This is a genomic window from Vibrio sp. PID17_43 (genome assembly GCF_002608565.1).
Taxonomy (GTDB): domain Bacteria; phylum Pseudomonadota; class Gammaproteobacteria; order Enterobacterales; family Vibrionaceae; genus Vibrio.
Genome location: NZ_LIXM01000032.1, coordinates 13,920 through 39,055, shown reverse-complemented (window position 1 = coordinate 39,055; position 25,136 = coordinate 13,920). Strand labels below are relative to the sequence as shown.

Genomic DNA, 25,136 nt, shown 5'->3' with positions numbered 1-25,136 from the left:
GTCTTGCCCATTAAACGAGAAGATCGGATATATCCGAGAGCAATAAAAGCAAAGGCAAAGAAATACCCCAATAAAAAGAAAGCCAGTCAGCTTAACTGACTGGCATTAGCCAATTGGCTGCTTTTTTTGTGCCCAGAACACTGTTTTCATCATTTGCTTCACGAATTACTGTGAAAAATTGACCTTCATCAAACATAACCCCTTCCTAACACCTACACTGAAATAAAGGACTTATTCCAATAGCTTAAGCGCTGCGTAGATGCGTGCCGCGTCCAAACCTTACTCCATGAGGGGACATTATGAACACTGTATTTATCGTAAATTTCGTCGGTCAGGCGTCACCTGCAACCATCAAACAGCTCGCAGCTGTAACACACGAAAATGGTGGCAAATGGTTGATAAGTAAAGTTAATTTCATTGAAGATCAAGTCGCCGGCGTGATCAAAATTGAGCTTCCTGAAGAAAACGTCGACACCGTAAAAGACGCGTTTTCTGCTTGCCAAACCCTAGTAGTGAAGTTCGTCGACTCTGGCGCTCACTCTCACTGTGAAGAAACGATATTCCAGCTACGCTTAGATGCCAATGACCGGGCGGGTATCGTCAATGAGATCACTCATGTGCTTGATAGCCAAGGGATCTCTATCCTCGATATGGACTGTCAGCGCGTATTCATCGCTGGCGGCGGTGGTATAAGCTCAAGTTTATTCAGCGCAAAACTGGCCATCAGACTGCCAAGTGAACTTGAACTTGATGATGTGGTGAATGAGCTTGAATCACTCAGTGAAGACACCCGAGTCATCATAGAAAGTTAATTGGTGGCATTCACACATAAAAAAGAGCAGCTTTACGCTGCTCTTTGTCTATTCAAGCCAAGTAAACTGATGATTACTTCAATGTCCATTGAGAAAGTGAACGTTTGAAGTCTGTAACGAAGCTATCCGCGATTGTAACCATCAAGATCGATCAAATACTCATTTAAATTGAAATTCAGGAACTGCAGGTATGAAAAAGCCCAACATAAATGCTGGGCTTTAAATCTGGAGCGACACACGAGGTTCGAACTCGTGACCTCAACCTTGGCAAGGTTGCGCTCTACCAACTGAGCTAGTGTCGCAGATTTTGAGATGGTGCCCCGGGCCGGACTTGAACCGGCACAACGCGAACGTCGAGGGATTTTAAATCCCTTGTGTCTACCAATTCCACCACCAGGGCACACAAATATTCTTTGTGATGCCTTTACTGAAAAGTAAAACACCATCTGATACCGCTTAATGCCATATCATTTTAATTTGGAGCGACACACGAGGTTCGAACTCGTGACCTCAACCTTGGCAAGGTTGCGCTCTACCAACTGAGCTAGTGTCGCAAAATGGAGGCGCCTCCCGGAGTCGAACCGAGGTCCACGGATTTGCAATCCGCTGCATGGCCACTCTGCCAAGGCGCCTTCGTAGTGAGTAAGTTAACTTAACTCACCACCCTTTCAAGCTAAGCTCTCTGGGGTACGGAGTGCATTCTACGGATTCACACGAACGAGTCAACACTATTTTTAATTTTTTGAATCGTTTGACTATAAATTATGCGAAAGACGGTAAATTGCTTAGTTTTAATACTGTTAAAAACCAAAATACACTTGTTTATCATGAATTTTGAACTACCGAACATCCTGAACTATAGCATTCACCGCCAGTCCAACGATACACAACCCCTAGTTTGGTCATGCATAAACGTTGTAATTGCCTAAAACTAGATTTAGTTCACATTTGTTACTTAACCTCCACTCGAGATAAGTACCCCTACAATCCTCTAGCTGTTATGCGCTGATGTTTACTCTATTGTCACCCTGATAGGCTTTGCTTACCCCTAGCTCAGATAATGAGTCAAAAAATAAAAAAGCAGGTGATGAGCCTGCTTTCTATAAGTGTTTATTGAAAATTCTGATTAATGATTTTCTTCATTGAGTAGATCGTCTTTTGCCGCCGCTAAGTATTGAACCATTGACCAATAAGTCAGGAAGGTAGCGATGTACAGTGCACCAAAGCCTAGCCAAACCATCCAATCATCGTATCGCCAAATCAGAACCCAAAGTGCAAACATTTGTGAAACGGTTTTGACTTTTCCGACCCAAGAAACCGCGACACTAGCACGCTTACCGATTTCAGCCATCCATTCACGCAATGCGGAGATAATGATTTCACGCGCAATCATGGTCACAGCGGGGATCGTTACCCAAATAGAATGATAATGTTCGGTGATTAGAATCAATGCCGTCGCAACAAGCACCTTATCCGCAACTGGATCAATAAACGCACCAAAGCGAGAGGTTTGGCCTAACTTGCGCGCTAACATACCATCTAACCAATCGGTAAAGCCCGCAACCCAAAAGACCATTGCTGCCGTAAACGGGGCCCAAGAGTAAGGTAGATAGAAGACAACCACGAAAACTGGGATTAAGAGCAGTCTAAGTAGAGACAGAATGTTCGGGATATTCAAAGGCATTTTATTATTCTCTTACACATTGCGTGTTAATGTTGCGGGATTTTTCTTATTGTTTCAATGCTTGAAAAATAATTTCTGCCAAAGAATGGCTAATTCCCGGTACTTTGGCGATTTCTTCGACACTTGCACGCTTCAACTCCTGTAATCCCCCCATATATTTAAGCAAAGCTTGGCGACGTTTGGGTCCTACGCCTTCAATTTCTTCTAACGCACTGGTTCTTCGCGTTTTTCCTCGCTTGGCTCTGTGGCCTGCAATGGCGTGGTTATGGCTCTCATCTCGGATGTGTTGAATGAGGTGTAGTGCTGGTGCATCGCTTGGCAAGTTAAACTCATCACCATCTACGGTTATTAAGGTTTCAAGACCGGGCTTTCGTGTCACACCTTTGGCGATACCAATCATAATTGGGCGCTTAGGCCAATCACCCCAATGTCTAGCGATGATCTCATGTGCTCGGTTCAACTGCCCTTTACCACCATCAATGAAAATAATGTCTGGAATTTTTTCCACATCCAGTTGCTTGGAGTATCGACGCTCCAGTGCTTGTCCCATAGCCGCATAATCGTCACCGCCGGTAATGCCGGTGATATTATAACGACGGTACTCCTGTTTAACCGGGCCTTCGCTGTTGAAAACCACACAAGAGGCGATGGTACTTTCACCCATGGTGTGCGAGATATCGAAACATTCCATACGACTGATAGATTCCACACCCAGCACTTCCCGTAACGCTTTAAAGCGCTGGTTAATCGTCATCTTGTGATTAATCTTAGTCGTGATTGCTGTCAGAGCGTTAGTATTAGAGAGTTTAAGGTAACGACCACGAGAACCTGAAGGTGATGTATGGAAATGCACCTTGCGCCCTGCTACATCGCTCAGCGCCTGTTGTATTGGCGCGATATTTTCACCTAAGTCTTGATTCAAAATGATACGAGTAGGAATGGTACGCATTTCATTGTGGCTCAAATAGTATTGAGTTAGGAAACTATCGAACACTTCTTGCTGGCTGGTATTGTGTGGAATCTTAGGAAAATGGCTACGGCTACCAAGCACTTTGCCCTGGCGAATCATCAAAATATGAATACAAGCCACGCCCTTCTCTTGGGCAAAGCCTAAGACATCCATATCATCCATACTGTCTTCCGATACGTACTGCTGCTCTTGCACGCGTCGGATCGCTTGAATCTGATCTCGAAACTTAGCGGCATCCTCAAATCGAAGTTGCTGGCTTGCGTTTTCCATCTTTTTAATCAGTTGTTCGAGAACTTGCTTATCTTTTCCTTGCAGAAACAAACGAACAAAACCCACCAACTCGGCATACTCTTGATCCGAAATAATGGTGCTGACACACGGTCCGGAACAACGGCCAATTTGATACATCAAACATGGTCGAGTTCGATTTGAATACACCGTATCCTCACACTGACGGACCGGAAAAATCTTTTGCAAAAGGTGTAACGTTTCACGCACTGCGCCCGAGTCTGGATACGGTCCAAAATATTCCCCTTTACGCTTTTTTGCCCCACGATGCATAGACAATCGCGGATGTTTATGACCACTAATAAAAATATATGGATAGGATTTGTCGTCACGTAAAAGTACGTTGTATTTGGGGAGATATTGCTTAATGTAGTTGTGCTCTAAAATGAGCGCTTCCGTTTCGGTGTGGGTCACCGTGACATCAATTTTAGCAATATTACTGACGAGGGCGCGCGTTTTCTCACTGTCCACTTTTTTGCGGAAGTAGCTCGAGAGGCGCTTTTGAAGATCTTTGGCTTTGCCAACATAAATAACCACCGCCTCGGCGTTATACATTCGATAAACGCCGGGCTGATGAGTTACTGTTTTGAGAAAGGAAGCCGAATCGAAAGAAAGATTCACACTAAAGAGTCTCGGCGTCCAACATTCCGTGGCGAATCGCTAAGTGTGTTAACTCAACATCGCCATTAATGTCCAACTTACTAAACAGGCGGTAGCGGTAGCTGTTAACTGTTTTTGGACTTAAATTCAGTTGTTCAGAAATATCCGTTACTTTCTGGCCTTTGGTGATCATCATCATGATCTGCAGTTCACGTTCAGAAAGGTCTTTAAATGGGTTTTCTGAGGCTGGTGAGAATTGACTCAGCGCCATCTGCTGCGCAATCTCTGGGGAGATGTAACGCTGCCCACTATTAACCACACGAATTGCATTCACCATTTCGTCAGGACCTGCACCTTTGGTAAGATAACCAGAAGCCCCTGCCTGCATCACTTTCGTTGGAAACGGATTTTCCGTATGAACAGTTAAAACGATGATTTTTACATCAGGATTCACGCGAAGAACTTTCTTTGTGGCTTCTAAACCGCCAATGCCTGGCATGTTCATATCCATCAAAACGACATCGGCATGATTGCTTCGACACCATTTTACTGCTTCTTCACCGCTGTCAGCTTCTCCTGCTACGTTCATTCCACGGACGTCTTCAATAATACGTCGTATCCCTGTGCGAACCAGCTCGTGATCATCTACAAGGAAAACATTAATCAAACTTGTATCTCCACACTTGTATTGGCTCTGCACCCACATAACAATGGTTAAATGTGGATATCAGTATGAGTATCTATATACTAACGTATTAGACAAAAAATTGCTTTCTCTGAATATGTGCTGAAACGCAAACTTTAGCAAGAACTTATTCATAGACCACTCAATTACCTGAAGGAGCGGTATGCAGAACCAACTTTAATTATCGCCTTAATTAACAACATAAACGGCTATAAATCAAGAAACTAAGCTTCAGATTGCCCAGCAAAACACAATCCTCGGTTTAAATGGCTACTTCATGAGCACAATAAAAACAACAAAATCCTAATGGTACTAAAGTTTAGCTTAAGCCGAGGTACACGCGCATTACCGATGCCCTTTACTGTACATAGTGGTAAAATAGACGCCCGCTGCGATTTATAAGGTTTCTCTCTTTGAACATCCAACAAGGGTTCCTCCTCACTCGACAAGCTCGAGACATCAAAGGCCAAACTCAGATTGAACTGTGGCTTTCAACGGAGAGTGGGCCGACTCAACTACTGATTCAAGGAGAAAAACCGGTTTTCTTTGTCGCACAAGAACACATCGAGCACACCAAAAGACTCGCACTGGCAAACTCAATCATGGCTGAAGTTCGCCCGCTAGCGCTCAAAAACTTTGAACTCACACCGCTTGCCGCTTGTTATACCCCGACCAGTAAAGACGCCTTTGCGCTGCAAGACTTACTTAACCAAAATGATATTGTGCATTTTGAAGGTGATGTGCGCTTAGCAGACCGATACTTGATGGAGCGCTTCATCAAAGGAAGTATCGAATTTACAGGTAACCAACGATCGCTCAATGGCTTTCAACGCATTCAAAATGCCAAATGCCGCAGTGGCGAGTACGAACCGAACCTGCATGTGGTCTCTCTCGATCTAGAATGCTCAGAAAAAGGCATTCTGTACTCGATTGGTTTAGACAGTCCAATTGACTCGCGCGTGATCATGATTGGCGAACCGGAACCCTCTGACACACCAATTCAGTGGGTAAAAGATGAAAAAGCGTTACTCGAAACATTAATTTCTTGGTTCAAACAGTTCGACCCAGATGTGATTGTAGGTTGGAACGTGATCGACTTTGACTTTCGCTTACTGCATAGGCGCGCCGAATGGCACAGTATGAAATTGGTATTAGGCCGAGCCGATCAAGCAAGCTTTTTCCGTAGCTCAGCGCAAAACCAACAAGGTTTCATTTCTATTCCCGGGCGTGTCGTTCTCGACGGCATCGATACTTTAAAGACAGCAACCTATCACTTTCGGTCTTGGTCATTAGAGTCGGTTTCTCAAGAGCTATTAGGAGAAGGAAAAGAAATCCACAACGTCCATGACCGCATGGACGAAATCAATCGCATGTACCGCTGCGATAAGCCTTCTCTTGCCAAGTACAACCTACAAGATTGTGTATTGGTTAACAAAATCTTCGCCCACACTCACCTACTTGACTTTGCGATTGAACGCTCACGACTGACGGGGGTGGAAATGGATCGCGTCGGGGGCTCTGTGGCAGCATTTACCAACCTGTATCTACCACAGATCCATCGTGCAGGTTACGTCGCACCAAACTTGCATCCAGAAAACTGGATTGCCAGCCCTGGTGGTTACGTGATGGACTCCATCCCAAATCTGTACGACTCAGTATTAGTGTTGGACTTTAAGAGCCTATACCCTTCGATTATCCGCTCTTTTTTAATCGACCCTCTGGGGTTAATTGAAGGCTTACAACAAGAAATTGGCAAGCTCGATAATCAATCTGTTCCCGGCTTTCGAGGCGGTCAGTTTCATCGAACTAAACACTTCTTGCCCAAGATGATCGAAAATCTCTGGGCGGCACGTGATGTAGCAAAAAAGAACAATGAAAAAGCCTTCTCACAAGCCATAAAAATCATCATGAACTCGTTCTATGGCGTGTTAGGGTCTTCTGGTTGTCGCTTTTTTGATACTCGATTGGCTTCCAGTATCACCATGCGCGGACATGAGATCATGAAGCAAACCAAAGTGCTAATTGAAGCACAAGGTTACCAAGTTATCTATGGTGATACAGACTCGACTTTTGTCTCTCTTAATGGCACCTACAGCCAGGCCGAAGCCGACAAAATCGGCAATGAGCTGGTCGAGCACATCAACCATTGGTGGAACGAATACCTGCGCCGCGAATACAATCTCAACTCGATTCTCGAAATCGAATACGAAACCCATTATCGAAAATTCTTGATGCCTACTATTCGAGGGGCCGAAACCGGTTCGAAAAAACGCTATGCTGGATTAATTGGTGAAGGTGAACAAGAGCGTATCGTCTTTAAGGGTCTTGAAAGTGCACGTACCGACTGGACACCACTAGCACAGAATTTCCAAAACACCTTATATAAAATGATCTTCCATGGCGAAGATCCCAGTGACTATGTACGTACAATGGTCGAGAAAACCAGTAATGGCGAATTCAACGCGCAGTTGGTGTATCAAAAACGGCTTCGTCGCAAACTGCATGAGTACCAAAAGAATATCCCCCCTCAAGTCCGAGCCGCACGCTTGGCAGATGAGATCAATGCCAAGCTAGGTCGACCTTTGCAGTATCAAAACCGGGGGAGAGTCGAATATGTCATTACGGTCAATGGACCAGAGCCGTATGAATACTGCCGAAGCCCACTCGATTACCAACACTACATAGATAAACAGTTGAAACCTGTGGCGGATGCGATTTTGCCGTTCATTGGTACTGATTTTGAACAGTTATCAGCGCCTCAGATGGGATTGTTCTAGTTTACCTTCTTGCTGATAAAAGTAGAGAAGCGGCTCAAATAACTTGTCGGCTAACCAATGCGAAATTCCGTTTTCTGATACTGCTGCACTAACCAGTTACCGAAGCTATCTAGCAAACCAATCACCGAGCGCTTTGGGATTGCGCGTCCGGAAAGCAAAATGCCGAGACGATCTATCTCGAGTTGTTTTTCTGGGTGGTATTTCAAAAACACTTCACCGCACTCCATTGGGTCATCAAACCAACGTTTGTCACGGTACATCACCAGAGAATAAGAAGCTCTGAGCAGCTTCTTCGCAATCACGATTTGGGTACTGACTAGCTCTTCTATGCTTGGTGCTTGAACGATCTTGATTCGGTATACCGATAACCAATCTTCTACATCCATATTCCAGTGCTTAGCGATCTCCCAACTAGGGACATAGTCACCAAAGCAGTCCGCCAAGTCATCACCGTACACACACACGCAACAATGTTTCAGCATAAAGCCCCAAGTAAAGATACTGTCAAGGTTAGCAACTTCATTCACCAAAGCAGTACGAATCGACACCCCTTTCACTTGAGGGTGTCCCTGTTGTGCACGCCATTTGATGGTATTTAATAACGTGGCGCGATTGCTTTCAAATGTCGACTTCGTGACCAGCACCATATCAAGGTTCGACTTTCCTACGATGGCGCTTTTTCGCGCCACACTGCCATAGATGTAAACGCTATGAAGGTTAGCCCCTAAGCCACCTTTAAGGCACATCAGGACATCTCGGATCAACGGTTCAAATTCAGGTTGAAAAGGTTGTGTTGGGTCGATTACAAGGAGAGACATTGATAGAAACGCAGCTCTAAATTTAAGCGGACAATGGTCAATATAATCCATCAGCCATGGTTTCGATTCAAGCCTATTAAGGTGTTTTATCATGACAAAACAACAACGATGAATTTTGATGCCAGAAAAGCAACTTGGCGCTATAATCACAAAGTTTTGCTTAATAAGTGTAAATAGGAAAATACAATGCCAAAGGCAAGTGAAATCAAAAAAGGCTTCGCAATCGAGTCTAATGGTAAAACTCTTCTAGTTAAAGACATCGAAGTAACGACTCCTGGTGGTCGTGGCGGCGCTAAAATCTACAAAATGCGTTGTACAGATCTAAACACTGGTGCTCGCGTAGAAGAGCGTTACAAGTCTGATGATGTGGTTGAAACGGTAGAAATGAACAAACGTGCAGTTGTGTACTCATACGCAGACGGCGATGAGCACATCTTCATGGATAACGAAGACTACTCACAATACACATTCAAGCACAACGAAATTGAAGATGAGCTTCTGTTCATCAATGAAGATACTCAAGGTATTCACCTTATCTTAATCAACGGCTCTGCTGTTGGTATCGAACTGCCATCTTCTGTTGAGCTAGTGATTGAAGAAACTGACCCGTCAATCAAAGGTGCCTCTGCATCTGCGCGTAGTAAACCAGCTCGTTTTGCATCTGGCCTTGTTATCCAAGTTCCAGAATACATCGCGACAGGTGACCGTGTGATTATCAACACGGCTGAACGTAAATACATGAGCCGAGCATAAGCATGTCAGAATTGATTTCTTACGACGACGTTATCGACGCTGCGTACGACATCTTCCTTGAGATGGCTCCAGACAATCTTGAGCCTGCTGATGTCATTCTGTTTACTGCTCAATTTGATGATCGCGGTGCCGCAGAACTTGTTGAAACTGGTGATGACTGGGTTGAACATGTTGGCTTCGAAGTCGACAAAGAAGTGTATGCAGAAGTTCGAATCGGCCTAGTAAACGAGGAAAATGACGTACTTGATGACGTTTTTGCTCGTATGCTAATCAGTCGAGACCCAGAACATAAGTTCTGCCATATGCTTTGGAAACGTGACTAACGTTTTCCTCATCATAATTAAAAATACCAGCCTCGCGCTGGTGTTTTTTTTATGTCTGTAAGTTACGCGTGATGGAAAACACGATAACCCGAGAGCTCTGAACGACAGCTAAGAAAAAGGCTTGCCAATGGGGCAAGCCTTTCTGATTTTTTGCTATCGATTAACGATGTTTATTACGTGCGCCTTGGTCACCTGCGTTCTTCTTCGGCTTACGACGAGAAGGGTTGTTGCTGCGACCTTTAGGTGTATTAACGCGCTCTTCGTGACGCTTAACCGCACGACGAATTTTCTGGCTACGCGCACGTTCGCGTTTACGTGATGTGTTGTCTTTGTCAAGATCAATCATCGTTTCTTTCTCTGGACGGAGTTCTACCAATTCACGTAGGTAGTTAACTTCTTTAAGATCAAGTTCCATCCAACCACCGCGAGGCAGTTTCTTATCCAGATAAATATCACCGTAACGTACACGCTTAAGGCGGCTTACTGTCGTATCTTGCGATTCCCATAGACGACGAACTTCACGGTTACGACCTTCATTGATAGCGACATAAAACGTGTGGTTCATACCTTCACCACCCGCATATACAACATCTTCGAATCGAGCCATACCATCTTCTAGTTCAACGCCTCGAACAAGATTCTTTACTTTCTGTTCTGTCACTTCGCCGAAAACACGAACAAGGTATTCACGCTCAACCTGACGGCTTGGGTGCATTAGGCGGTTTGCCAACTCACCATCTGTCGTGAACAGCAGCAGGCCTGATGTGTTTGCATCAAGACGACCTACAGAGATCCAACGAGAGCCACGAATTTTTGGCAGACGATCGAAAACTGTGCGACGACCTTCAGGGTCGTGACGAGTACATAGTTCACCTTCTGGCTTGTAGTATGCCAATACGCGACAGATCACTTCTTCTTGCGCCTTCGCAGACACAACGTGACCATCGATACGAACTACGCTGTTCTCATCCTCTAGTCTTTCACCAAGTTTAGCTACCATGCCGTTCACGCTAACGCGGCCAGATTTGATCAACGATTCAATCTCACGACGAGAACCGTGGCCTGCACGTGCTAATACTTTTTGTAACTTTTCGCTCATTTATCTACCTATGTGTCGTCTTCACAGACGTCGAGACCAAAATTGGCCTTCACTATGCAATATACCCACGTTAGTGGGATTTTTTCGGTCGGTCATTATACGAGATTCTCCAATTTAAAGTAAACAAAATCGTCTCAAATCTCGCCCTCCTTTCCTCGTATAAAGCATCATAATACGTTAATCGTTTTCTTTATAATGCTCGCCAATCACTCATAACATTAATAGTTGCGTAGCAAAGCTCATTTAGTGCGGAGCATGCATCTTAAGCTAACCAATCGCCCTAAAAGCAAAAAACAAAAAGGAGGCTCCGTGGCCTCCTTTGCTATTGATGGGCATTTCGACTTTATTCAAACGCCGCTGGATCACCAGAGCCAACACGAACTACCACTGGTTCATCATCACTGAAATCGATAACGGTAGTCGGCTGCTCGCCAAGGTAGCCACCATTGAGAATAACGTCTACGGCATGCTCAAGTTTATCGCGGATCTCTTCTGGATCCGACTCTGTCACATCGCTACCAGGAAGGATTAGCGATGTCGACATCATTGGCTCACCTAAGGCTTCAAGCAGGTCCAATGCAATTCGGTTATCTGGAACACGAATACCGATCGTCTTACGTTTTGCATTCATCAAACGACGCGGTACTTCTTTTGTACCTTTGAAGATAAAGGTGTAAGGCCCTGGCGTATTATTTTTTAGTAGTCGGAATGCAGAGTTGTCGACACGTGCATACAGAGAAATTTCCGACAAATCACGGCACAGTAAAGTAAAATTGTGCTTGTCATCTAATCGACGGATTTGACAGATACGTTCTAACGCCTGTTTGTTCTCCAATTGACAGCCTAACGCGTAACCCGAATCCGTTGGGTAAACGACCACACCGCCGCTACGAATGATTGCTACTGCTTGATTGATCAAGCGAGCCTGTGGGTTTTCTGGATGAACGTAAAAAAACTGGCTCATTGTAATTCCTCATTATCGAGCCTCTCGGCTCTATATTATGGAGTCTCGACTTCGTCGTCTTGGTTGACATCGAACGAAGGGTCAATTCCCCAATCTTTCCAAACTGGTTCTACGCCCGCGGGTAACCAGAGGTTTCTTCCCAATTCCATCCACGGTGACGGATAGTGAAAGTCGCTGCCTTGAGAAGCTAATAGTTTGTATTGTATAGCATAATCAGCCAAGTTGCGCCTTTCTTGTTGCGCTTGTTGAGGTTGCGCCACTTCCATCGCATCGCCGCCCGCTTCAACAAACGCCGTTAACACTCGTTTCACCCATTTAGCCGTTAGCTGATAACGCCCAGGATGAGCGAGCACGGCTTGTCCCCCAGCAGCATGAATCGCATCAACGGCGTCTTTCATCGAACACCAATTTGGTGGAACATACCCCGGGTTATTACGCGTTAGAAATTTTTTAAACACCATTTGCATATTTTTGGCGTAACCATTCTCAACCAGCCACTTAGCAAAGTGCGCACGTGTGATTGGCGCATCTCCTGCAATTTGCTGAACTTCTTCTAGCACCCCTTCACGCGTAGCTTTTTGTAAACGATCTGCGATCAATTGTGAACGGCTAACGCGATGCTGTTTCTGCTGCTGGATAAGAGCATTCAAAGCCGCGTTTTCAGGATCAATATTCAAACCAACGATATGGATATCTTTGTTCTGCCAAACGGTCGAAATCTCGATACCATTAATAATGGTGATCGGGAGATGGTTATCTTCAACGTATTGCTTGGCCGGAGCTAAGCCATCAACCGTATCATGATCCGTGATCGCCAAAACCTCGATATCAAAACTCAGGGCCCTATCCACCAGATCTTGCGGTTCAAATCGACCATCGGATGCAGTAGTGTGGCTATGTAAATCAATTCTCATCTTTTTTTGTCGTTTTAATCCTGTTTTGGGGTTGACTTTCCAACCTTGCACTAGTTAACTAGTACGCAAATACTAAGTACCTAATGTAAGGCTCACTATGTTACAAGAATTTAACCACAAGCAGAAAGCGAAAGTTTTGGAACATCCTAATCAGATGAATCCGACTGATCTTGCTTGGTGGCGCACTTGGACAAGTTCTTGGTGGGCCAACGTGTACTTCTAGTGTAGAAAAACGCATGTCACAAAGCCCGCTACTTCAGCGGGCTTTTTTATTTTGTCGTCTATCTCACATTCGTCACTTTATCCTTTCAATCCGCACAAGATTTGATTGGGTGTCAGTCAGCTTTATGTGAGTATGTGTAAAAGGATGATGTAAACAGTTATAAGGAGGTCTTGTGAATAAGACCATTGAAATTCAAAAGCTTGGACAGCTTAATGTACTATCGGCTTCCGTCCCTTATACTCAAGATCCGACTCGCTTGTTCCACACCTTATGCGAGAACAAAACGGACAGCTTATTGCTGGAATCAGCTGAAATTGACTCAAAGCAGGATCTTAAATCGCTTTTGATTGTCGACTCAGCAGTGCGCATCGTTTGCTACGGTCACACAGTGAACATGCAAGCCCTGACAGGTAACGGCAAAAACCTACTTACGCATCTAAGCCACAACGTGCGTGGTGACGTGACCAGTGAATTCGATGGCAAGATACTAACCCTCAAATTCACTCAACCGTGTGACACGCTTGATGAAGACTCTCGCCTTCGTGAAGCGTCGTCATTCGATGCACTTCGTTTGGTGCAACACAGCTTCGATATCTCTGAACAAGACAAAAACGCGATTTTCCTTGGCGGTTTGTTTGCCTACGACTTAGTCGCCAACTTCGAACCACTTGGTCATGCAGAAGCAACAAACCAATGCCCAGATTACGTTTTCTACGTTGCTGAAACTCTGTTAGTCGTTGACCATCAAACGGAATCTTGTCATTTACAAGCAACCTTGTTTGTGGACAATTCTCAAAAATCAGCACTCGAAGCGAGGATTGAAGAAATCAGTACGCTATGCATTGCTCCGAAACTGCTACCAAGTGCGACGCAACTTGAGAATGTTCAAGCTCAGCCTAATATTGCGGATCTAGACTTCTGTCAAATCGTACGTGACCTAAAAGAGTACGTGGTGAAAGGTGATGTTTTCCAAGTCGTACCTTCGCGTCGATTCACTCTGCCTTGCCCTTCTCCACTAGCAGCATACAAAGAGCTTAAGCAAAGCAACCCAAGCCCTTACATGTTCTACATGCAAGATGAGTTATTCACTTTGTTTGGAGCATCACCAGAAAGTGCACTTAAGTACGAAACCTACACCAACCAAGTTGAAATCTATCCAATTGCTGGCACTCGTCGGCGTGGAAAACGGGCGAATGGTGAAATCGATTTCGACCTAGATAGCCGCATCGAACTTGAACTGCGTACTGACATGAAAGAAAACGCAGAACACATGATGCTGGTTGATCTCGCGCGCAACGACGTTGCACGCATTGCACAAGCAGGCACTCGCCACGTGGCAGACCTACTTAAAGTGGACCGCTACAGCCATGTGATGCACTTAGTCTCACGCGTGGTAGGCCAACTACGTGAAGACCTAGACGCACTGCACGCGTACCAAGCATGTATGAACATGGGAACCCTAACAGGTGCACCGAAAATTCGCGCAATGCAATTGATTCGTGATGTAGAAGGTGCTCGTCGCGGCAGTTATGGCGGTGCGGTGGGTTACCTAACCGGTGAAGGCACCTTAGATACTTGTATCGTGATCCGCTCCGCGTACGTGGAAAACGGCATTGCTCAAGTTCAAGCGGGTGCAGGTGTGGTGTTCGATTCTGATCCACAGGCAGAAGCGGATGAAACACGTGGCAAAGCACAAGCGGTCATCTCTGCTATTCAATCGGCTCATCAGCCATCAGCATATAAGGAGTAGCGGACATGGCTGACATCGTATTTATCGATAACTTTGACTCGTTCACCTACAACCTTGTAGATCAGTTCCGCTCGCTAGGTCACTCAGTCAAAATTTACCGAAACATCATCCCCGCAGAAACCATCGAACAAGCAGTGAGCGAGCTTGAAAACCCTGTGGTTCTGTTATCGCCTGGTCCTGGTGCACCGTCAGAAGCCGGTTCAATGCCAGAGCTTATCCAGCGCATAAAGGGCAAAGTTCCGATGATCGGAATTTGTCTTGGTCACCAAGCGATTGTTGAAGCGTACGGCGGCATCGTTGCTGGCGCAGGCGAAATCATTCACGGTAAGGTCTCTATGATGGCGCACCAAAACCATGCGATTTACCAAAACCTACCATCACCACTGGCGATTGCACGTTACCACTCGCTGGTTGCAACTCAGGTTCCTGAGAGCCTAACCATCACAGCAGAAGTGGATAATTTGGTAATGTCTGTCGTTCAAGAGGAAGATAAAGTTTGCGGATTCCAGTTCCACCCGGAATCGATTATGACGATCTACGGAGCAACACTGTTGGCCAATGCCATTGAATGGGCACTCAACGATAAAATTCCAACTCAGCCCCACACTGATTAAAAAGCGCTTGGCGCATAAGAAATTTAGGAGAGAAATTTATGGAAGCAATTATCAACCCTATTATGACCAAATTATACCAACAAGCGTCACTGACTCAGGAAGAAAGCCAACAGTTGTTTAACATCATCATTCGTGGCGAGCTAGACCCAATCTTAATGGCATCAGCACTGACTGCGCTAAAGATCAAAGGCGAAACACCGGATGAAATCGCAGGAGCAGCAAAAGCACTTTTAGCGAACGCCAGCGCATTCCCTCGCCCAGATTACGATTTCGCTGACATCGTGGGTACGGGCGGTGACGGTCACAACACCATCAACATTTCAACAACCGCTGCCTTCGTCGCAGCAGCTTGTGGTCTAAAAGTTGCCAAACACGGCAACCGCAGCGTCTCCAGCAAATCAGGCTCTTCTGACCTTCTCGACTCGTTTGGTATCAATCTCATGATGACCGCCGAAGATACACGCAAAGCGGTCGATGATATCGGTGTGGCTTTCCTATTCGCCCCTCAATACCACGGTGGTGTACGTCACGCGATGCCAGTGCGTCAAACCATGAAAACCCGCACCATCTTTAACATTCTTGGTCCACTGATAAACCCCGCTCGTCCAAACATCGAATTGATGGGCGTTTACCGTGAAGAACTGGTTCGCCCTATTGCTGAAACCATGCTACAAATGGGCATGAAACGCGCAGCGGTTGTCCATGGCAGCGGCTTAGATGAAGTGGCGATTCACGGCTCAACCACTGTCGCTGAAATCAAAGACGATGAGATTATCGAATATACGCTAACACCAGAAGATTTTGGCCTAGACGCTCATCCATTAGAAGCGATTAAAGGTGGCGATCCAGAAGAAAACAAAGCGATCATTACCAACATTCTGACCGGCAAAGGCACGGACGCTCAACTAGGTGCGGTAGCCGTCAATGTGGCTCTACTAATGCGTCTATTCGGTCACGAAGATTTGAAAGCCAACACGCAACAAGCCATTGAAGCTATGAATTCAGGTAAGGCTTACCAATTGGTACAGCAACTTGCCGCTCACGCTTAAGGAATTGATGAAGATGACTGACTTTAACACGGAGCAACCTGGTAACTTGTCGGAACACGTTTCTAAGAAAGAAGCAGAAATGGCAGAAGTTCTCGCTAAGATCGTTCGTGATAAATACCGATGGGTAGCGGAACGCAAAGCATCGCAGCATCTCAGCACTTTTCAATCAGATTTGATGCCTTCTGACCGCAGTTTTTATGATGCTTTGAGCGGCAACAAAACCGTTTTCATCACCGAATGCAAAAAAGCCTCACCGTCAAAAGGCTTGATCCGTGACGACTTCGATTTGGATTACATCGCATCGGTTTATAACCACCACGCTGATGCGATTTCAGTCCTTACTGACGAAAAATACTTCCAAGGTAACTTCGACTTTCTTCCGCGTGTTCGCAATCAAGTAAAACAGCCTGTTCTGTGTAAAGACTTTATGGTGGACACGTATCAAGTTTATCTCGCCCGTCATTACGGTGCCGATGCGGTACTACTGATGCTGTCTGTTCTAAATGACGCAGAATACAAAGCGCTAGAAGAAGCCGCGCACAGCCTAAATATGGGGATTCTAACCGAAGTCAGTAACGAAGAAGAACTCCACCGCGCGGTTGAGCTAGGCGCTCGCGTTATTGGCATTAATAACCGGAACCTACGTGACTTAAGCACCGATTTAAACCGCACGAAAGCGCTCGCACCAACCATTCGCAAACTTGCGCCAAATGCGACGATAATTTCAGAGTCTGGTATTTACACACACCAACAAGTTCGTGATTTAGCACAATACGCGGATGGCTTCTTGATTGGTAGCTCACTAATGGCGGAAGACAACTTGGAGCTTGCGGTGCGTAAAATCACACTAGGTGAAAACAAGGTGTGTGGTCTTACTCATCCAGATGACTCAGCCAAAGTTTATCAAGCTGGCGCGGTCTTTGGTGGTCTGATTTTTGTTGAGAAATCGAAACGTGCCGTTGACCTAGAAAAAGCTCGCCTCACTATGAGTGGTGCTCCACTTCATTATGTGGGTGTATTCCAAAATCACGATATCGATTTTGTTGCATCTATCGTGACGTCATTAGGTTTAAAGGCGGTTCAGTTACATGGCGAAGAAGACCAAAACTATGTAAACCAGTTGAGAGCTGAGTTGCCTTCTAGCACAGAGGTTTGGAAAGCCTACGGTGTGGCTGACGCCCAACCCATACTACTTGGTGAAAACATTGATCGTCACCTATTAGATGCACAAATTGGTAATCAAACAGGTGGAACGGGGCAAGTGTTCGATTGGTCATTGATTGGCGACCCAGGTCAGATCATGTTGGCTGGCGGCCTATCTCCTGAAAATGCACAACAAGCAGCAAAATTGGGTTGCTTGGGATTAGATTTAAACTCTGGTGTCGAAAGCACACCGGGCAGAAAAGATTCACAAAAGTTGCTGGCTGCGTTTAATGCCATTCGCGACTATTAAAGCTATTTGTAGCTAAATAATGAAAGCAATAAAGCGATTCGCAGCAAAAAAATACGAGAAGGAAGATCACGATGGCAAAACTGAATGCCTACTTTGGCGAATACGGCGGCCAGTACGTTCCGCAAATTCTAGTGCCAGCACTGGATCAACTAGAGCAAGCGTTTATCGACGCGCAAGAAGACCCTGAGTTTCGCAGTGAATTCATGATGCTTCTTCAAGAATACGCAGGCCGCCCAACGGCACTAACTCTTACGCGTAACCTAACCAAAGGTACGAAAACCAAACTGTACCTAAAGCGTGAAGACCTGCTTCACGGTGGCGCGCACAAGACTAACCAAGTGTTAGGTCAAGCGCTGCTTGCAAAACGCATGGGTAAAAACGAAATCATCGCAGAAACTGGCGCAGGTCAGCACGGCGTAGCAACCGCTCTCGCGTGCGCACTGCTTGGGCTTAAGTGCCGTGTTTACATGGGGGCAAAAGACGTTGAGCGTCAAAGCCCGAACGTGTTCCGTATGAAACTCATGGGCGCAGAGGTCATCCCTGTCCATTCGGGTTCTGCAACGCTAAAAGACGCGTGTAACGAAGCGCTACGCGACTGGTCTGCAACGTATGAAGACGCGCACTACCTTCTTGGCACAGCCGCAGGCCCTCATCCATTCCCGACTATCGTTCGTGATTTCCAACGCATGATCGGCGAAGAGACCAAAAACCAAATTTTGGCTCGCGAAGGTCGCCTTCCAGATGCGGTGATCGCCTGTGTGGGTGGTGGCTCAAACGCTATCGGTATGTTTGCTGATTTCATTGAAGAAGAAAGCGTTCGCCTTATTGGTGTTGAACCAGCAGGTAAAGGCATTGATACAGATCAACACGGCGCACCGCTTAAACACGGCAAAACGGGCATCTTCTTTGGTATGAAAGCACCACTGATGCAAGATCCAAATGGTCAGGTGGAAGAGTCTTACTCTGTGTCTGCTGGCCTAGATTTCCCTTCGGTTGGCCCACAGCACGCGCATCTAAACGCGATTGGTCGTGCGGAGTACGACAACGTCACCGATGATGAAGCGTTAGAAGCCTTTCAAGAGCTTGCTCGCAGCGAAGGTATCATCCCGGCACTTGAGTCAGCTCACGCCTTAGCGCATGCACTGCGTATGGCTCGTCAAAACCCAGAAAAAGAGCAGCTTTTGGTCGTTAACCTATCAGGTCGTGGTGATAAAGACATCTTCACCGTACACGATATCCTAGAAGAAAAAGGAGTGTTCTAATGAGCCGTTATGAGAAGATGTTTGCGCGTCTAAACGAAAAAAACCAAGGCGCATTTGTACCGTTCGTGACGGTTTGCGATCCGAACGCCGAACAATCTTACCAAATCATGGAAACTTTGGTTGAGTCAGGGGCTGATGCCCTTGAGCTTGGTATTCCATTTTCTGATCCACTTGCCGATGGTCCAACCATTCAAGGTGCGAACATTCGTGCGTTAGAGTCAGGAGCGACACCCGATATCTGTTTTGAGAAAATTAGTCAGATCCGTGCGAAGTATCCAGAGCTACCTATCGGTCTTCTGATGTACGCAAACCTTGTCTACTCACGCGGTATCGAAAACTTTTATGAGCGCTGCGCTAAAGCGGGCATTGATTCTGTTTTGATTGCAGACGTACCAACCAACGAAAGTGCAGAATTTGTCTCTGCAGCTGAGAAGTTTGGCATTCACCCAATCTTCATCGCACCGCCAACGGCAAGTGATGACACCCTAAAACAAGTTTCTGAACTAGGCGGTGGTTACACCTACCTACTGTCACGCGCTGGGGTAACAGGAGCTGAGACCAAAGCAAATATGCCTGTTAGCCATATGCTAGATAGGCTCAATCAATTTGACGCGCCACCGTCGCTACTTGGCTTTGGTATTTCTGAGCCATCTCAGGTGAAAGCGGCATTGGAATCTGGTGCGGCAGGAGTGATATCTGGCTCAGCGGTGGTTAAGATCATCGAAACGTACCTCAATCAACCGCAACTGATGCTTGATAAATTAGGTGAGTTCATATCATCAATGAAAACTGCTACGCAACAATAATCCCCAATCTACGTTGCCGCTCTCTCTGATTGAGCGGCACATTGCTCTTCCTTCCATTCAAACCGGATACCAGGCTCGCTCATGTTTCGATCCGCTATTGCCTTTACCTTAAAACGTCACTTTATCGGCATCAAAATAGTAGCGTGCCGTGGCGATGTTCATGCCGCCAGTGACAGGTAAACACACCCCAGTAATAAAGCTCGCAAGATCACTCGCTAAAAAACTAACCGCATGAGCAATATCTTTAGGCTCTCCCATTCGTTTTATAGGCTGGGTCGATAAAAAGTTGTCGATAAACTCTTGATTCAAGTTTTTCTTCACCGCATCCGTTGCGATCATACCCGGTAAAACGGCGTTGCAGCGTATCCCATAACTGGCGTATTGGATCGCTATTTGTCGTGTCATATGATTAATGGCATTTTTGGCAGTTCCATAGGAAATACTCGACATCTCTGCACTCAAAGAGGAAAGCGATGAAATGTTAACGATACTACCACCGCCATTTTTTACCATGGCAGGAATAACGGCTTTGGCTGGAATAAATACACTGTTGATATTGACCAACATGCTCTTCTCCCAATCCTCAACATCCGTATGCGCAAGATCTCGATCGAGTTTTAGGTCAACACCACCAAAGTTGTTCACCAACACATCTACCCTGCCATGCTCTTGCAAAATAGAGTCAATCAGAGGCACATACGACTCATTATCAAAGGCGTTAAAGAACATCTCTTTCGCCTTAGCATTCCCGCTGTTGGTATTGCATTCATCAGCAGTCACTTTTGCTTGTTCCACATCCCAATCAGCAACATAGACTATCGCCCCCTGAGAGGCCAAAAGTAAACTGCACGCTTTGCCAATACCATGTGCGCCAGCCAAAACTAAGGCGACTTTGTTTTCAAACAGAGGCATATCGACTCCTATTGGATGATAGTTCTATTGTCAGAAGCGTCATTGATTGATCAATGCGTTCCTACCAAGTCACAAACTATTGCTAGTATAACGCATACCTAAAAATTCGAGTTTCCATAAAAAAAACCATTGTTTTAGCATCGATCAAAAAAACATTCTCGCAACATTTCCGAGTCAGGTTCAGCTCCAGAATCACAGACTCCGCCAATCAAATAACGATCAAAAGCCATAGCAAACGTTTGCCTTTGATTAAAAAAACAACCATTAATCAAGAAAGTTCCGATGAATCGCTAAGTTTGTACTGAACTTGTATTGCCATTTGTGAATGATAAGTGTAAAAGAACAAGCGAGATAATCATCCGTCATACGAATATAAATTAGTGGTTAATCTTAGGATTTTAAATGTTACTAGCACAGAGGTTATGGAAGTGTTAAAAGAAAAGAGTTTACTAAACAACATCGGCATGCAAGTCGTCATTGCGATGATCGTTGGTACTGCCGTTGGTGCCTTCATGGGGCAAAGTGCGACTGTGTTTGCGCCACTAGGTACCATTTTTATAAATCTAATCAAAATGTTAGTAATCCCATTGGTTGCTGTCGCTTTGATTTCAGGTGCTGCTGGTTTGGGCAATAGCCAGTCTGCAGGCAAAGTTGGCTTGGTCACCCTAGGTTTCTTTGGTCTGACATCCGCCCTAGCAGTGGCGCTTGCGCTATTCATGGGTGAAGTATTCAAACCTGGCATGGGCATCGACGTTTCAGGCGTAGAAGGCATGTTCTCAACAGAATACGCTTCGAAAGGTGAACTACCTACTTTCTGGGCAACCATCACTGGTATGATCCCAACCAACGTTTTCCAATCCCTCAACGAAGCAAACATCCTGCAAATTTTGGTCTTCTGCCTATTCTTTGGTATTGCGATTTCTAAGCAAGCAAAAGAACGTCGTGACCCAATCATCAACGGCGTAAACTGCATTGTTGACGCAATGGTTTGGATGATCAATAAAGTGATGATCATCGCACCTATTGGTGTATTTGGCCTGATGGCCGAAGCCGTTGGTACCTTCGGTTTTGGTGCCCTAATGGTGGTATTCAAACTGTTCGTTGTTTACGTTGCAGCGATCCTAGTATTCGGTTTTATCGTCTACCCTGCAATGGTCCATGTCTTTACTAAGACTTCAGCGAAGAAATTCATTTCTACAATGAAGAAGCCGCAAGCAGTCGCACTATCAACCGCATCTTCAATGGCGACACTGCCTGTCACTATGGACACGTGTGAAAAAGAGCTAGGGGTTAAAAATTCAACCGCTTCTTTCGTTCTGCCGCTAGGTGCGACCATCAACATGTCTGGTAACGCAATCTACTACGGTTTAGTCGCTATCTTCTTTGCACAACTGTTCAATATTGACCTAAGTATGGGCGCATACATCGCGATTATCGTTACTTCAACGCTAGGTGCCGTAGGTCAAGCTGGTGTACCTGGCCCTTCTTTCCTCGTTGTTGCTGTTTTGATCGCGGCAGGTATTCCAATTGAAGGTCTACCACTGCTGTTTGCACTTGACCGTATCTTCGACATGATTCGTACCGCGCTAAACATCACCGGTGATGCGGCGTGTGCGGTGATTGTTGATGCGCTTGTGGAAGAGGAAGAAGCGCAAGCTGAACTTCAAAAACAACAAGCATAATCACGCGTGTCAGTGAAATAAGCCGCTCAGCTGAGTGGCTTTTTTGTATCTTCAATACTTGTCACGATTGCTCTGTTGCAAACCGACCTCACTTTTCTTTATTGATACCCCTTCAGTATGAACAAAATGGCAAAGTGAACGTACAAAATGCTATGAACTAAGTTACGGTAAAAGGTTTGAATAAGGAGGCTCCTATGCTGCTTCATCGCCACACTTACTACCGCTTGATTCATCACGGAATTAAAGCGCTACTTTTAGACCGCGTAGGCCATTTCACTGAAGAGCGATATCACCAATACCTTCTTATGACGACTGGCAAATCAAGCTGTTTCACTCTGTCACTTGAAGAACTGGAGTCAACGGTAGAAGCACTTATATCATCGGGGTATTTAGACGATGTTTCTGACGTTATCGAGCAATACCAACACGTCGCCTAGTAAAAGCGGGATGAGACTTACTGAGCGTGATCATTAAGTAAATCGCATCTCGTGCTGTCTGGATGTATTCACATTGACTAAAATTACGTTAGACTGGTTATAAACTCAGCAACTAGGTAGTTATTGTAACATGAAGCAAGTCATTGACTTTATTCCACTCATTGTCTTTTTTGTCCTCTACAAGATGTACGACATCTACGTAGCGACAGCTGCGCTGATGATTGCAACAGCGATTCAAATCGTGTTGACTTTTGCGCTATACAAAAAAGTAGAAAAAATGCAGTTGATCACTTTTGCTATGGTCGCGATCTTTGGGGGCATGACGATTTTCCTTCACGATGACAACTTTATTAAGTGGAAAGTCACCATTGTCTACGCTGTATTTGCGATTGGCTTGGCAGTGAGTCATGCGATGGGAAAATCCGCGATCAAAGGAATGCTAGGTAAAGAAATCACGCTCCCAGAAGCAATCTGGACTAAGATCAACTGGGCGTGGGTGGGGTTCTTCTCCTTCTGTGCGGGTCTGAACGTTTATGTCGCTTTCGAATTGCCACTCGATGTTTGGGTTAACTTCAAAGTATTCGGCTTGTTGATTGCTACATTCGCTTACATGATCGCAACTGGTTTCTATATCTACAAACACATGCCAAAAGAACAGAAAGACAGCACCTCCGATGTGTCAATTGATGATTAGACAAACATTTTTGCTATAATCCAGTCAATTTGATTATTTACAGCGACCTACGGGTCGCTGTTTTGTTCGTCGCTCCAAATAATATTGGTGCACGTTTTTGCTCTTTCTATGAGCACCGTTAAAGATTGTAGGATGTCATCATGAGTCAAGAAGTTAACTCTCCAACTGGTCAACTGTTGCTGCGAACTCTCGCTATGCCGGCTGACACGAACGCCAATGGCGATATCTTTGGTGGTTGGATCATGTCTCAGCTTGATTTAGCTGGCGCAATTTTAGCAAAAGAAATTTCTTTAGGACGCGTGGTTACAGTCTCTGTTTCAAGTATCACGTTTAAAAAGCCAGTCAGCGTTGGGGATGTTGTATGTTGTTACGGTGTGTGTACTAAAATTGGCCGTACCTCCATGAGCATCGATCTTGAGGTTTGGGTCAAACCCGTCAAAGTTGACGGCGTCGAAGATCGTTTTATGGTCTGTGACGCAACGTTCAACTATGTCGCCATTGATAGCCAAGGCAAACCACGTCCAATTCAGAAGCAACGAACGAAACTCGATACATTAAATGCTCGAATACACTCATAATTTCCATTGTCGACTTGTGAGTGACATAAAAAAGGCGTTAAATTAGGGCTTTAGCCCATTAACTAAGGAAACATGCTATGTGGTACGTCATCTTTTCTCAAGATGTAGAAAATTCGTTAGAAAAACGTTTGAGCGTTCGCCCTCAACACCTTGAGCGCCTACAACTGCTTCAAGATGAAGGCCGCCTACTGACAGCAGGTCCTATGCCAGCGATTGACTCTGATAATCCAGGAGAAGCAGGCTTCACTGGCTCAACAGTGATCGCAGAATTTGATTCGCTAGAAGATGCTCAAGCATGGGCAGATGCTGACCCATACATCACCGCGGGTGTTTACGAAAACGTCATCGTAAAACCGTTCAAAAAAGTATTCTAAGTTATGAAAAACTTACTGTGTCTCTTTCTAGTACTTGGTGCACTATCGGGCTGTTCATCCAATGATGATAAGCAACGTCAACTTGAACTGATGGCATCGAACCGTGCGGGCGTACTTTCTGTGGGCTTACCACTTGAATACGGCCCTCTTAAGATCATGCGCATTTCTTCTAACAAAAATGTGATTGAAATGACGATGATTTATAACGACGGCGCACTTGGCGCGAAACCGTTAAACCAAGTACTAAATACCAGTATTTACACCTACTGCCATACTCCTGCAGTACGTGAACAAATCGACATGGGTTTGATGTATCGAATTCAGATCCGTAACTCTCGCGGTCAGTTAATCGCTGACGAGTTAGTATCGGAACAAACTTGTACTGCGACTCAACAACCACAGTAATTACGTCGAGCGTCTCTTTAGCAGTCTGCGATAAACAGAAATAGCAAAGCGAGGACAACTATCCTCGCTTTTTTCGTTTTAACGACTCATTTATTTAACGAATGTAACCAAGAATGAGTGTTGTCGTTGCCATGTCCGTATTCCTTATTCATTGTCCGATGTTAGGGTTGAGCATCAAGAACTTTCTCAAAGAACCCCTTCCAAGCCGAT

The 25,136-nt window shown here is 45.3% G+C and carries 25 protein-coding genes, 4 tRNA genes and 1 other annotated feature; of the genes, 17 read left to right on the top strand and 12 right to left on the bottom strand.

Annotated elements, in window-relative coordinates; genetic code table 11:
- Positions 1 to 299 precede the first annotated feature (299 nt).
- On the top strand, positions 300 to 812 hold the full coding sequence (locus AK965_RS18565) for a glycine cleavage system protein R (protein WP_099081003.1): 513 nt from the start codon (positions 300 to 302) through the stop codon (positions 810 to 812).
- Positions 813 to 1,038: 226 nt separating this feature from the next.
- Here the strand turns inward: AK965_RS18565 and AK965_RS18560 are convergent.
- The 7 genes from AK965_RS18560 to uvrY all read right to left on the bottom strand — a co-directional run bounded on the left by AK965_RS18560 (position 1,039) and on the right by uvrY (position 5,021).
- Positions 1,039 to 1,114: transfer RNA gene (locus tag AK965_RS18560), tRNA-Gly, on the bottom strand.
- An 11-nt stretch (positions 1,115 to 1,125) separates the two neighbouring features.
- Positions 1,126 to 1,212, bottom strand: a tRNA-Leu gene (locus tag AK965_RS18555).
- 78 nt (positions 1,213 to 1,290) lie between these two features.
- Positions 1,291 to 1,366 (bottom strand) — tRNA-Gly (locus AK965_RS18550).
- A 4-nt stretch (positions 1,367 to 1,370) separates the two neighbouring features.
- Positions 1,371 to 1,444 (bottom strand) — tRNA-Cys (locus tag AK965_RS18545).
- Between the two features lie 494 nt (positions 1,445 to 1,938).
- Complete coding sequence (gene pgsA / locus AK965_RS18540) at positions 1,939 to 2,496, bottom strand: CDP-diacylglycerol--glycerol-3-phosphate 3-phosphatidyltransferase (protein WP_099081002.1); 558 nt, start codon at positions 2,494 to 2,496, stop codon at positions 1,939 to 1,941.
- A gap of 46 nt (positions 2,497 to 2,542) precedes the next feature.
- Positions 2,543 to 4,375, bottom strand: coding sequence for an excinuclease ABC subunit UvrC (gene uvrC, locus AK965_RS18535; RefSeq protein WP_099081001.1), 1,833 nt, complete (start codon positions 4,373 to 4,375; stop codon positions 2,543 to 2,545).
- A gap of 1 nt (position 4,376) precedes the next feature.
- The gene (gene uvrY, locus AK965_RS18530; RefSeq protein ID WP_099081005.1) at positions 4,377 to 5,021 is read right to left on the bottom strand and encodes a UvrY/SirA/GacA family response regulator transcription factor; all 645 of its coding nucleotides are present in this window, start codon (positions 5,019 to 5,021) and stop codon (positions 4,377 to 4,379) included.
- A gap of 431 nt (positions 5,022 to 5,452) precedes the next feature.
- Here uvrY and AK965_RS18525 point away from each other — a divergent pair, with 431 nt between their 5' ends.
- Positions 5,453 to 7,816 (top strand): DNA polymerase II, encoded by a 2,364-nt coding sequence (locus AK965_RS18525; protein WP_099081000.1) that lies wholly within the window; start codon positions 5,453 to 5,455, stop codon positions 7,814 to 7,816.
- Between the two features lie 50 nt (positions 7,817 to 7,866).
- Here AK965_RS18525 and AK965_RS18520 read toward each other — a convergent pair whose 3' ends face one another.
- The gene (locus AK965_RS18520) at positions 7,867 to 8,634 is read right to left on the bottom strand and encodes a nucleotidyltransferase (protein WP_099080999.1); all 768 of its coding nucleotides are present in this window, start codon (positions 8,632 to 8,634) and stop codon (positions 7,867 to 7,869) included.
- A gap of 186 nt (positions 8,635 to 8,820) precedes the next feature.
- On the opposite strand from AK965_RS18520, the gene yeiP reads away from it, so the two are divergent.
- Together yeiP and AK965_RS18510 are read left to right on the top strand one after the other, a co-directional pair.
- The gene (gene yeiP / locus AK965_RS18515; RefSeq protein WP_099080998.1) at positions 8,821 to 9,387 is read left to right on the top strand and encodes an elongation factor P-like protein YeiP; all 567 of its coding nucleotides are present in this window, start codon (positions 8,821 to 8,823) and stop codon (positions 9,385 to 9,387) included.
- A gap of 2 nt (positions 9,388 to 9,389) precedes the next feature.
- The gene (locus tag AK965_RS18510) at positions 9,390 to 9,710 is read left to right on the top strand and encodes an HI1450 family dsDNA-mimic protein (protein WP_099080997.1); all 321 of its coding nucleotides are present in this window, start codon (positions 9,390 to 9,392) and stop codon (positions 9,708 to 9,710) included.
- Positions 9,711 to 9,870: 160 nt separating this feature from the next.
- On the opposite strand, the gene rluB is transcribed toward AK965_RS18510, so the two are convergent.
- The 3 genes from rluB to AK965_RS18495 all read right to left on the bottom strand — a co-directional run bounded on the left by rluB (position 9,871) and on the right by AK965_RS18495 (position 12,687).
- A complete protein-coding gene (rluB, locus tag AK965_RS18505; protein ID WP_099080996.1) occupies positions 9,871 to 10,809 on the bottom strand; it encodes a 23S rRNA pseudouridine(2605) synthase RluB in 939 nt (312 codons plus the stop codon).
- Positions 10,810 to 11,152: 343 nt separating this feature from the next.
- On the bottom strand, positions 11,153 to 11,773 hold the full coding sequence (locus AK965_RS18500) for an L-threonylcarbamoyladenylate synthase (RefSeq protein WP_099080995.1): 621 nt from the start codon (positions 11,771 to 11,773) through the stop codon (positions 11,153 to 11,155).
- Positions 11,774 to 11,808: 35 nt separating this feature from the next.
- Complete coding sequence (locus AK965_RS18495) at positions 11,809 to 12,687, bottom strand: PHP domain-containing protein (protein WP_099080994.1); 879 nt, start codon at positions 12,685 to 12,687, stop codon at positions 11,809 to 11,811.
- 97 nt (positions 12,688 to 12,784) lie between these two features.
- Between AK965_RS18495 and AK965_RS18490 the strand changes: the two genes are divergently transcribed.
- The 7 genes from AK965_RS18490 (at position 12,785) to trpA (ending at position 19,844) form a co-directional block, all read left to right on the top strand.
- Positions 12,785 to 12,910, top strand: a complete 126-nt coding sequence (locus AK965_RS18490; RefSeq protein ID WP_099080993.1) for a Trp operon leader peptide — start codon at positions 12,785 to 12,787, stop codon at positions 12,908 to 12,910.
- Positions 12,857 to 12,960: a sequence feature (Trp leader region), on the top strand. (Overlaps the previous gene by 54 nt.)
- Before the next feature lie 122 nt (positions 12,961 to 13,082).
- Positions 13,083 to 14,660 (top strand): anthranilate synthase component 1, encoded by a 1,578-nt coding sequence (locus tag AK965_RS18485; protein WP_099080992.1) that lies wholly within the window; start codon positions 13,083 to 13,085, stop codon positions 14,658 to 14,660.
- A 5-nt stretch (positions 14,661 to 14,665) separates the two neighbouring features.
- Positions 14,666 to 15,274, top strand: a complete 609-nt coding sequence (locus AK965_RS18480; protein ID WP_099080991.1) for an aminodeoxychorismate/anthranilate synthase component II — start codon at positions 14,666 to 14,668, stop codon at positions 15,272 to 15,274.
- Between the two features lie 38 nt (positions 15,275 to 15,312).
- Positions 15,313 to 16,323, top strand: a complete 1,011-nt coding sequence (gene trpD, locus AK965_RS18475; RefSeq protein WP_099080990.1) for an anthranilate phosphoribosyltransferase — start codon at positions 15,313 to 15,315, stop codon at positions 16,321 to 16,323.
- 13 nt (positions 16,324 to 16,336) lie between these two features.
- Positions 16,337 to 17,776, top strand: a complete 1,440-nt coding sequence (gene trpCF, locus AK965_RS18470; RefSeq protein ID WP_172438194.1) for a bifunctional indole-3-glycerol-phosphate synthase TrpC/phosphoribosylanthranilate isomerase TrpF — start codon at positions 16,337 to 16,339, stop codon at positions 17,774 to 17,776.
- 71 nt (positions 17,777 to 17,847) lie between these two features.
- Complete coding sequence (gene trpB / locus AK965_RS18465; RefSeq protein ID WP_099080988.1) at positions 17,848 to 19,038, top strand: tryptophan synthase subunit beta; 1,191 nt, start codon at positions 17,848 to 17,850, stop codon at positions 19,036 to 19,038.
- On the top strand, positions 19,038 to 19,844 hold the full coding sequence (gene trpA, locus AK965_RS18460; RefSeq protein ID WP_099080987.1) for a tryptophan synthase subunit alpha: 807 nt from the start codon (positions 19,038 to 19,040) through the stop codon (positions 19,842 to 19,844). The genes trpB and trpA overlap by 1 nt, the downstream gene beginning before the upstream one ends.
- A gap of 108 nt (positions 19,845 to 19,952) precedes the next feature.
- Here trpA and AK965_RS18455 read toward each other — a convergent pair whose 3' ends face one another.
- Complete coding sequence (locus AK965_RS18455; protein WP_099080986.1) at positions 19,953 to 20,756, bottom strand: SDR family NAD(P)-dependent oxidoreductase; 804 nt, start codon at positions 20,754 to 20,756, stop codon at positions 19,953 to 19,955.
- A gap of 422 nt (positions 20,757 to 21,178) precedes the next feature.
- Here AK965_RS18455 and AK965_RS18450 point away from each other — a divergent pair, with 422 nt between their 5' ends.
- The 6 genes from AK965_RS18450 (at position 21,179) to AK965_RS18425 (ending at position 24,926) form a co-directional block, all read left to right on the top strand.
- Positions 21,179 to 22,438 carry a dicarboxylate/amino acid:cation symporter gene (locus tag AK965_RS18450; protein ID WP_099080985.1) on the top strand — a complete coding sequence of 420 codons (1,260 nt, stop codon included), beginning with the start codon at positions 21,179 to 21,181 and terminating at the stop codon, positions 22,436 to 22,438.
- A 194-nt stretch (positions 22,439 to 22,632) separates the two neighbouring features.
- Positions 22,633 to 22,875, top strand: a complete 243-nt coding sequence (locus AK965_RS18445; RefSeq protein WP_099080984.1) for a hypothetical protein — start codon at positions 22,633 to 22,635, stop codon at positions 22,873 to 22,875.
- A 130-nt stretch (positions 22,876 to 23,005) separates the two neighbouring features.
- Positions 23,006 to 23,569, top strand: coding sequence for a septation protein A (locus AK965_RS18440; protein ID WP_099080983.1), 564 nt, complete (start codon positions 23,006 to 23,008; stop codon positions 23,567 to 23,569).
- A gap of 140 nt (positions 23,570 to 23,709) precedes the next feature.
- Entirely contained in the window at positions 23,710 to 24,147 is a 438-nt protein-coding gene (gene yciA / locus AK965_RS18435; protein ID WP_099080982.1) for an acyl-CoA thioester hydrolase YciA, read from the top strand.
- A gap of 77 nt (positions 24,148 to 24,224) precedes the next feature.
- Complete coding sequence (locus AK965_RS18430) at positions 24,225 to 24,521, top strand: YciI family protein (RefSeq protein ID WP_099080981.1); 297 nt, start codon at positions 24,225 to 24,227, stop codon at positions 24,519 to 24,521.
- Between the two features lie 3 nt (positions 24,522 to 24,524).
- Positions 24,525 to 24,926, top strand: coding sequence for a GspS/AspS pilotin family protein (locus AK965_RS18425; protein ID WP_099080980.1), 402 nt, complete (start codon positions 24,525 to 24,527; stop codon positions 24,924 to 24,926).
- The last annotated feature ends 210 nt before the right edge of the window (positions 24,927 to 25,136 follow it).

Excerpts from the sequence above, each read along its gene's own strand:
- AK965_RS18565 (WP_099081003.1), top strand. The coding sequence starts at position 300 with ATGAACACTGTATTTATCGTAAATTTCGTCGGTCAGGCGTCACCTGCA.
- pgsA (WP_099081002.1), bottom strand. The coding sequence starts at position 2,496 with ATGCCTTTGAATATCCCGAACATTCTGTCTCTACTTAGACTGCTCTTA.
- AK965_RS18520 (WP_099080999.1), bottom strand. The coding sequence starts at position 8,634 with ATGTCTCTCCTTGTAATCGACCCAACACAACCTTTTCAACCTGAATTT.
- yeiP (WP_099080998.1), top strand. The coding sequence starts at position 8,821 with ATGCCAAAGGCAAGTGAAATCAAAAAAGGCTTCGCAATCGAGTCTAAT.
- AK965_RS18510 (WP_099080997.1), top strand. The coding sequence starts at position 9,390 with ATGTCAGAATTGATTTCTTACGACGACGTTATCGACGCTGCGTACGAC.
- rluB (WP_099080996.1), bottom strand. The coding sequence starts at position 10,809 with ATGAGCGAAAAGTTACAAAAAGTATTAGCACGTGCAGGCCACGGTTCT.
- AK965_RS18500 (WP_099080995.1), bottom strand. The coding sequence starts at position 11,773 with ATGAGCCAGTTTTTTTACGTTCATCCAGAAAACCCACAGGCTCGCTTG.
- AK965_RS18495 (WP_099080994.1), bottom strand. The coding sequence starts at position 12,687 with ATGAGAATTGATTTACATAGCCACACTACTGCATCCGATGGTCGATTT.
- AK965_RS18490 (WP_099080993.1), top strand. The coding sequence starts at position 12,785 with ATGTTACAAGAATTTAACCACAAGCAGAAAGCGAAAGTTTTGGAACAT.
- AK965_RS18480 (WP_099080991.1), top strand. The coding sequence starts at position 14,666 with ATGGCTGACATCGTATTTATCGATAACTTTGACTCGTTCACCTACAAC.
- trpD (WP_099080990.1), top strand. The coding sequence starts at position 15,313 with ATGGAAGCAATTATCAACCCTATTATGACCAAATTATACCAACAAGCG.
- trpCF (WP_172438194.1), top strand. The coding sequence starts at position 16,337 with ATGACTGACTTTAACACGGAGCAACCTGGTAACTTGTCGGAACACGTT.
- trpB (WP_099080988.1), top strand. The coding sequence starts at position 17,848 with ATGGCAAAACTGAATGCCTACTTTGGCGAATACGGCGGCCAGTACGTT.
- trpA (WP_099080987.1), top strand. The coding sequence starts at position 19,038 with ATGAGCCGTTATGAGAAGATGTTTGCGCGTCTAAACGAAAAAAACCAA.
- AK965_RS18455 (WP_099080986.1), bottom strand. The coding sequence starts at position 20,756 with ATGCCTCTGTTTGAAAACAAAGTCGCCTTAGTTTTGGCTGGCGCACAT.
- AK965_RS18450 (WP_099080985.1), top strand. The coding sequence starts at position 21,179 with ATGGAAGTGTTAAAAGAAAAGAGTTTACTAAACAACATCGGCATGCAA.
- AK965_RS18445 (WP_099080984.1), top strand. The coding sequence starts at position 22,633 with ATGCTGCTTCATCGCCACACTTACTACCGCTTGATTCATCACGGAATT.
- AK965_RS18440 (WP_099080983.1), top strand. The coding sequence starts at position 23,006 with ATGAAGCAAGTCATTGACTTTATTCCACTCATTGTCTTTTTTGTCCTC.
- yciA (WP_099080982.1), top strand. The coding sequence starts at position 23,710 with ATGAGTCAAGAAGTTAACTCTCCAACTGGTCAACTGTTGCTGCGAACT.
- AK965_RS18430 (WP_099080981.1), top strand. The coding sequence starts at position 24,225 with ATGTGGTACGTCATCTTTTCTCAAGATGTAGAAAATTCGTTAGAAAAA.
- AK965_RS18425 (WP_099080980.1), top strand. The coding sequence starts at position 24,525 with ATGAAAAACTTACTGTGTCTCTTTCTAGTACTTGGTGCACTATCGGGC.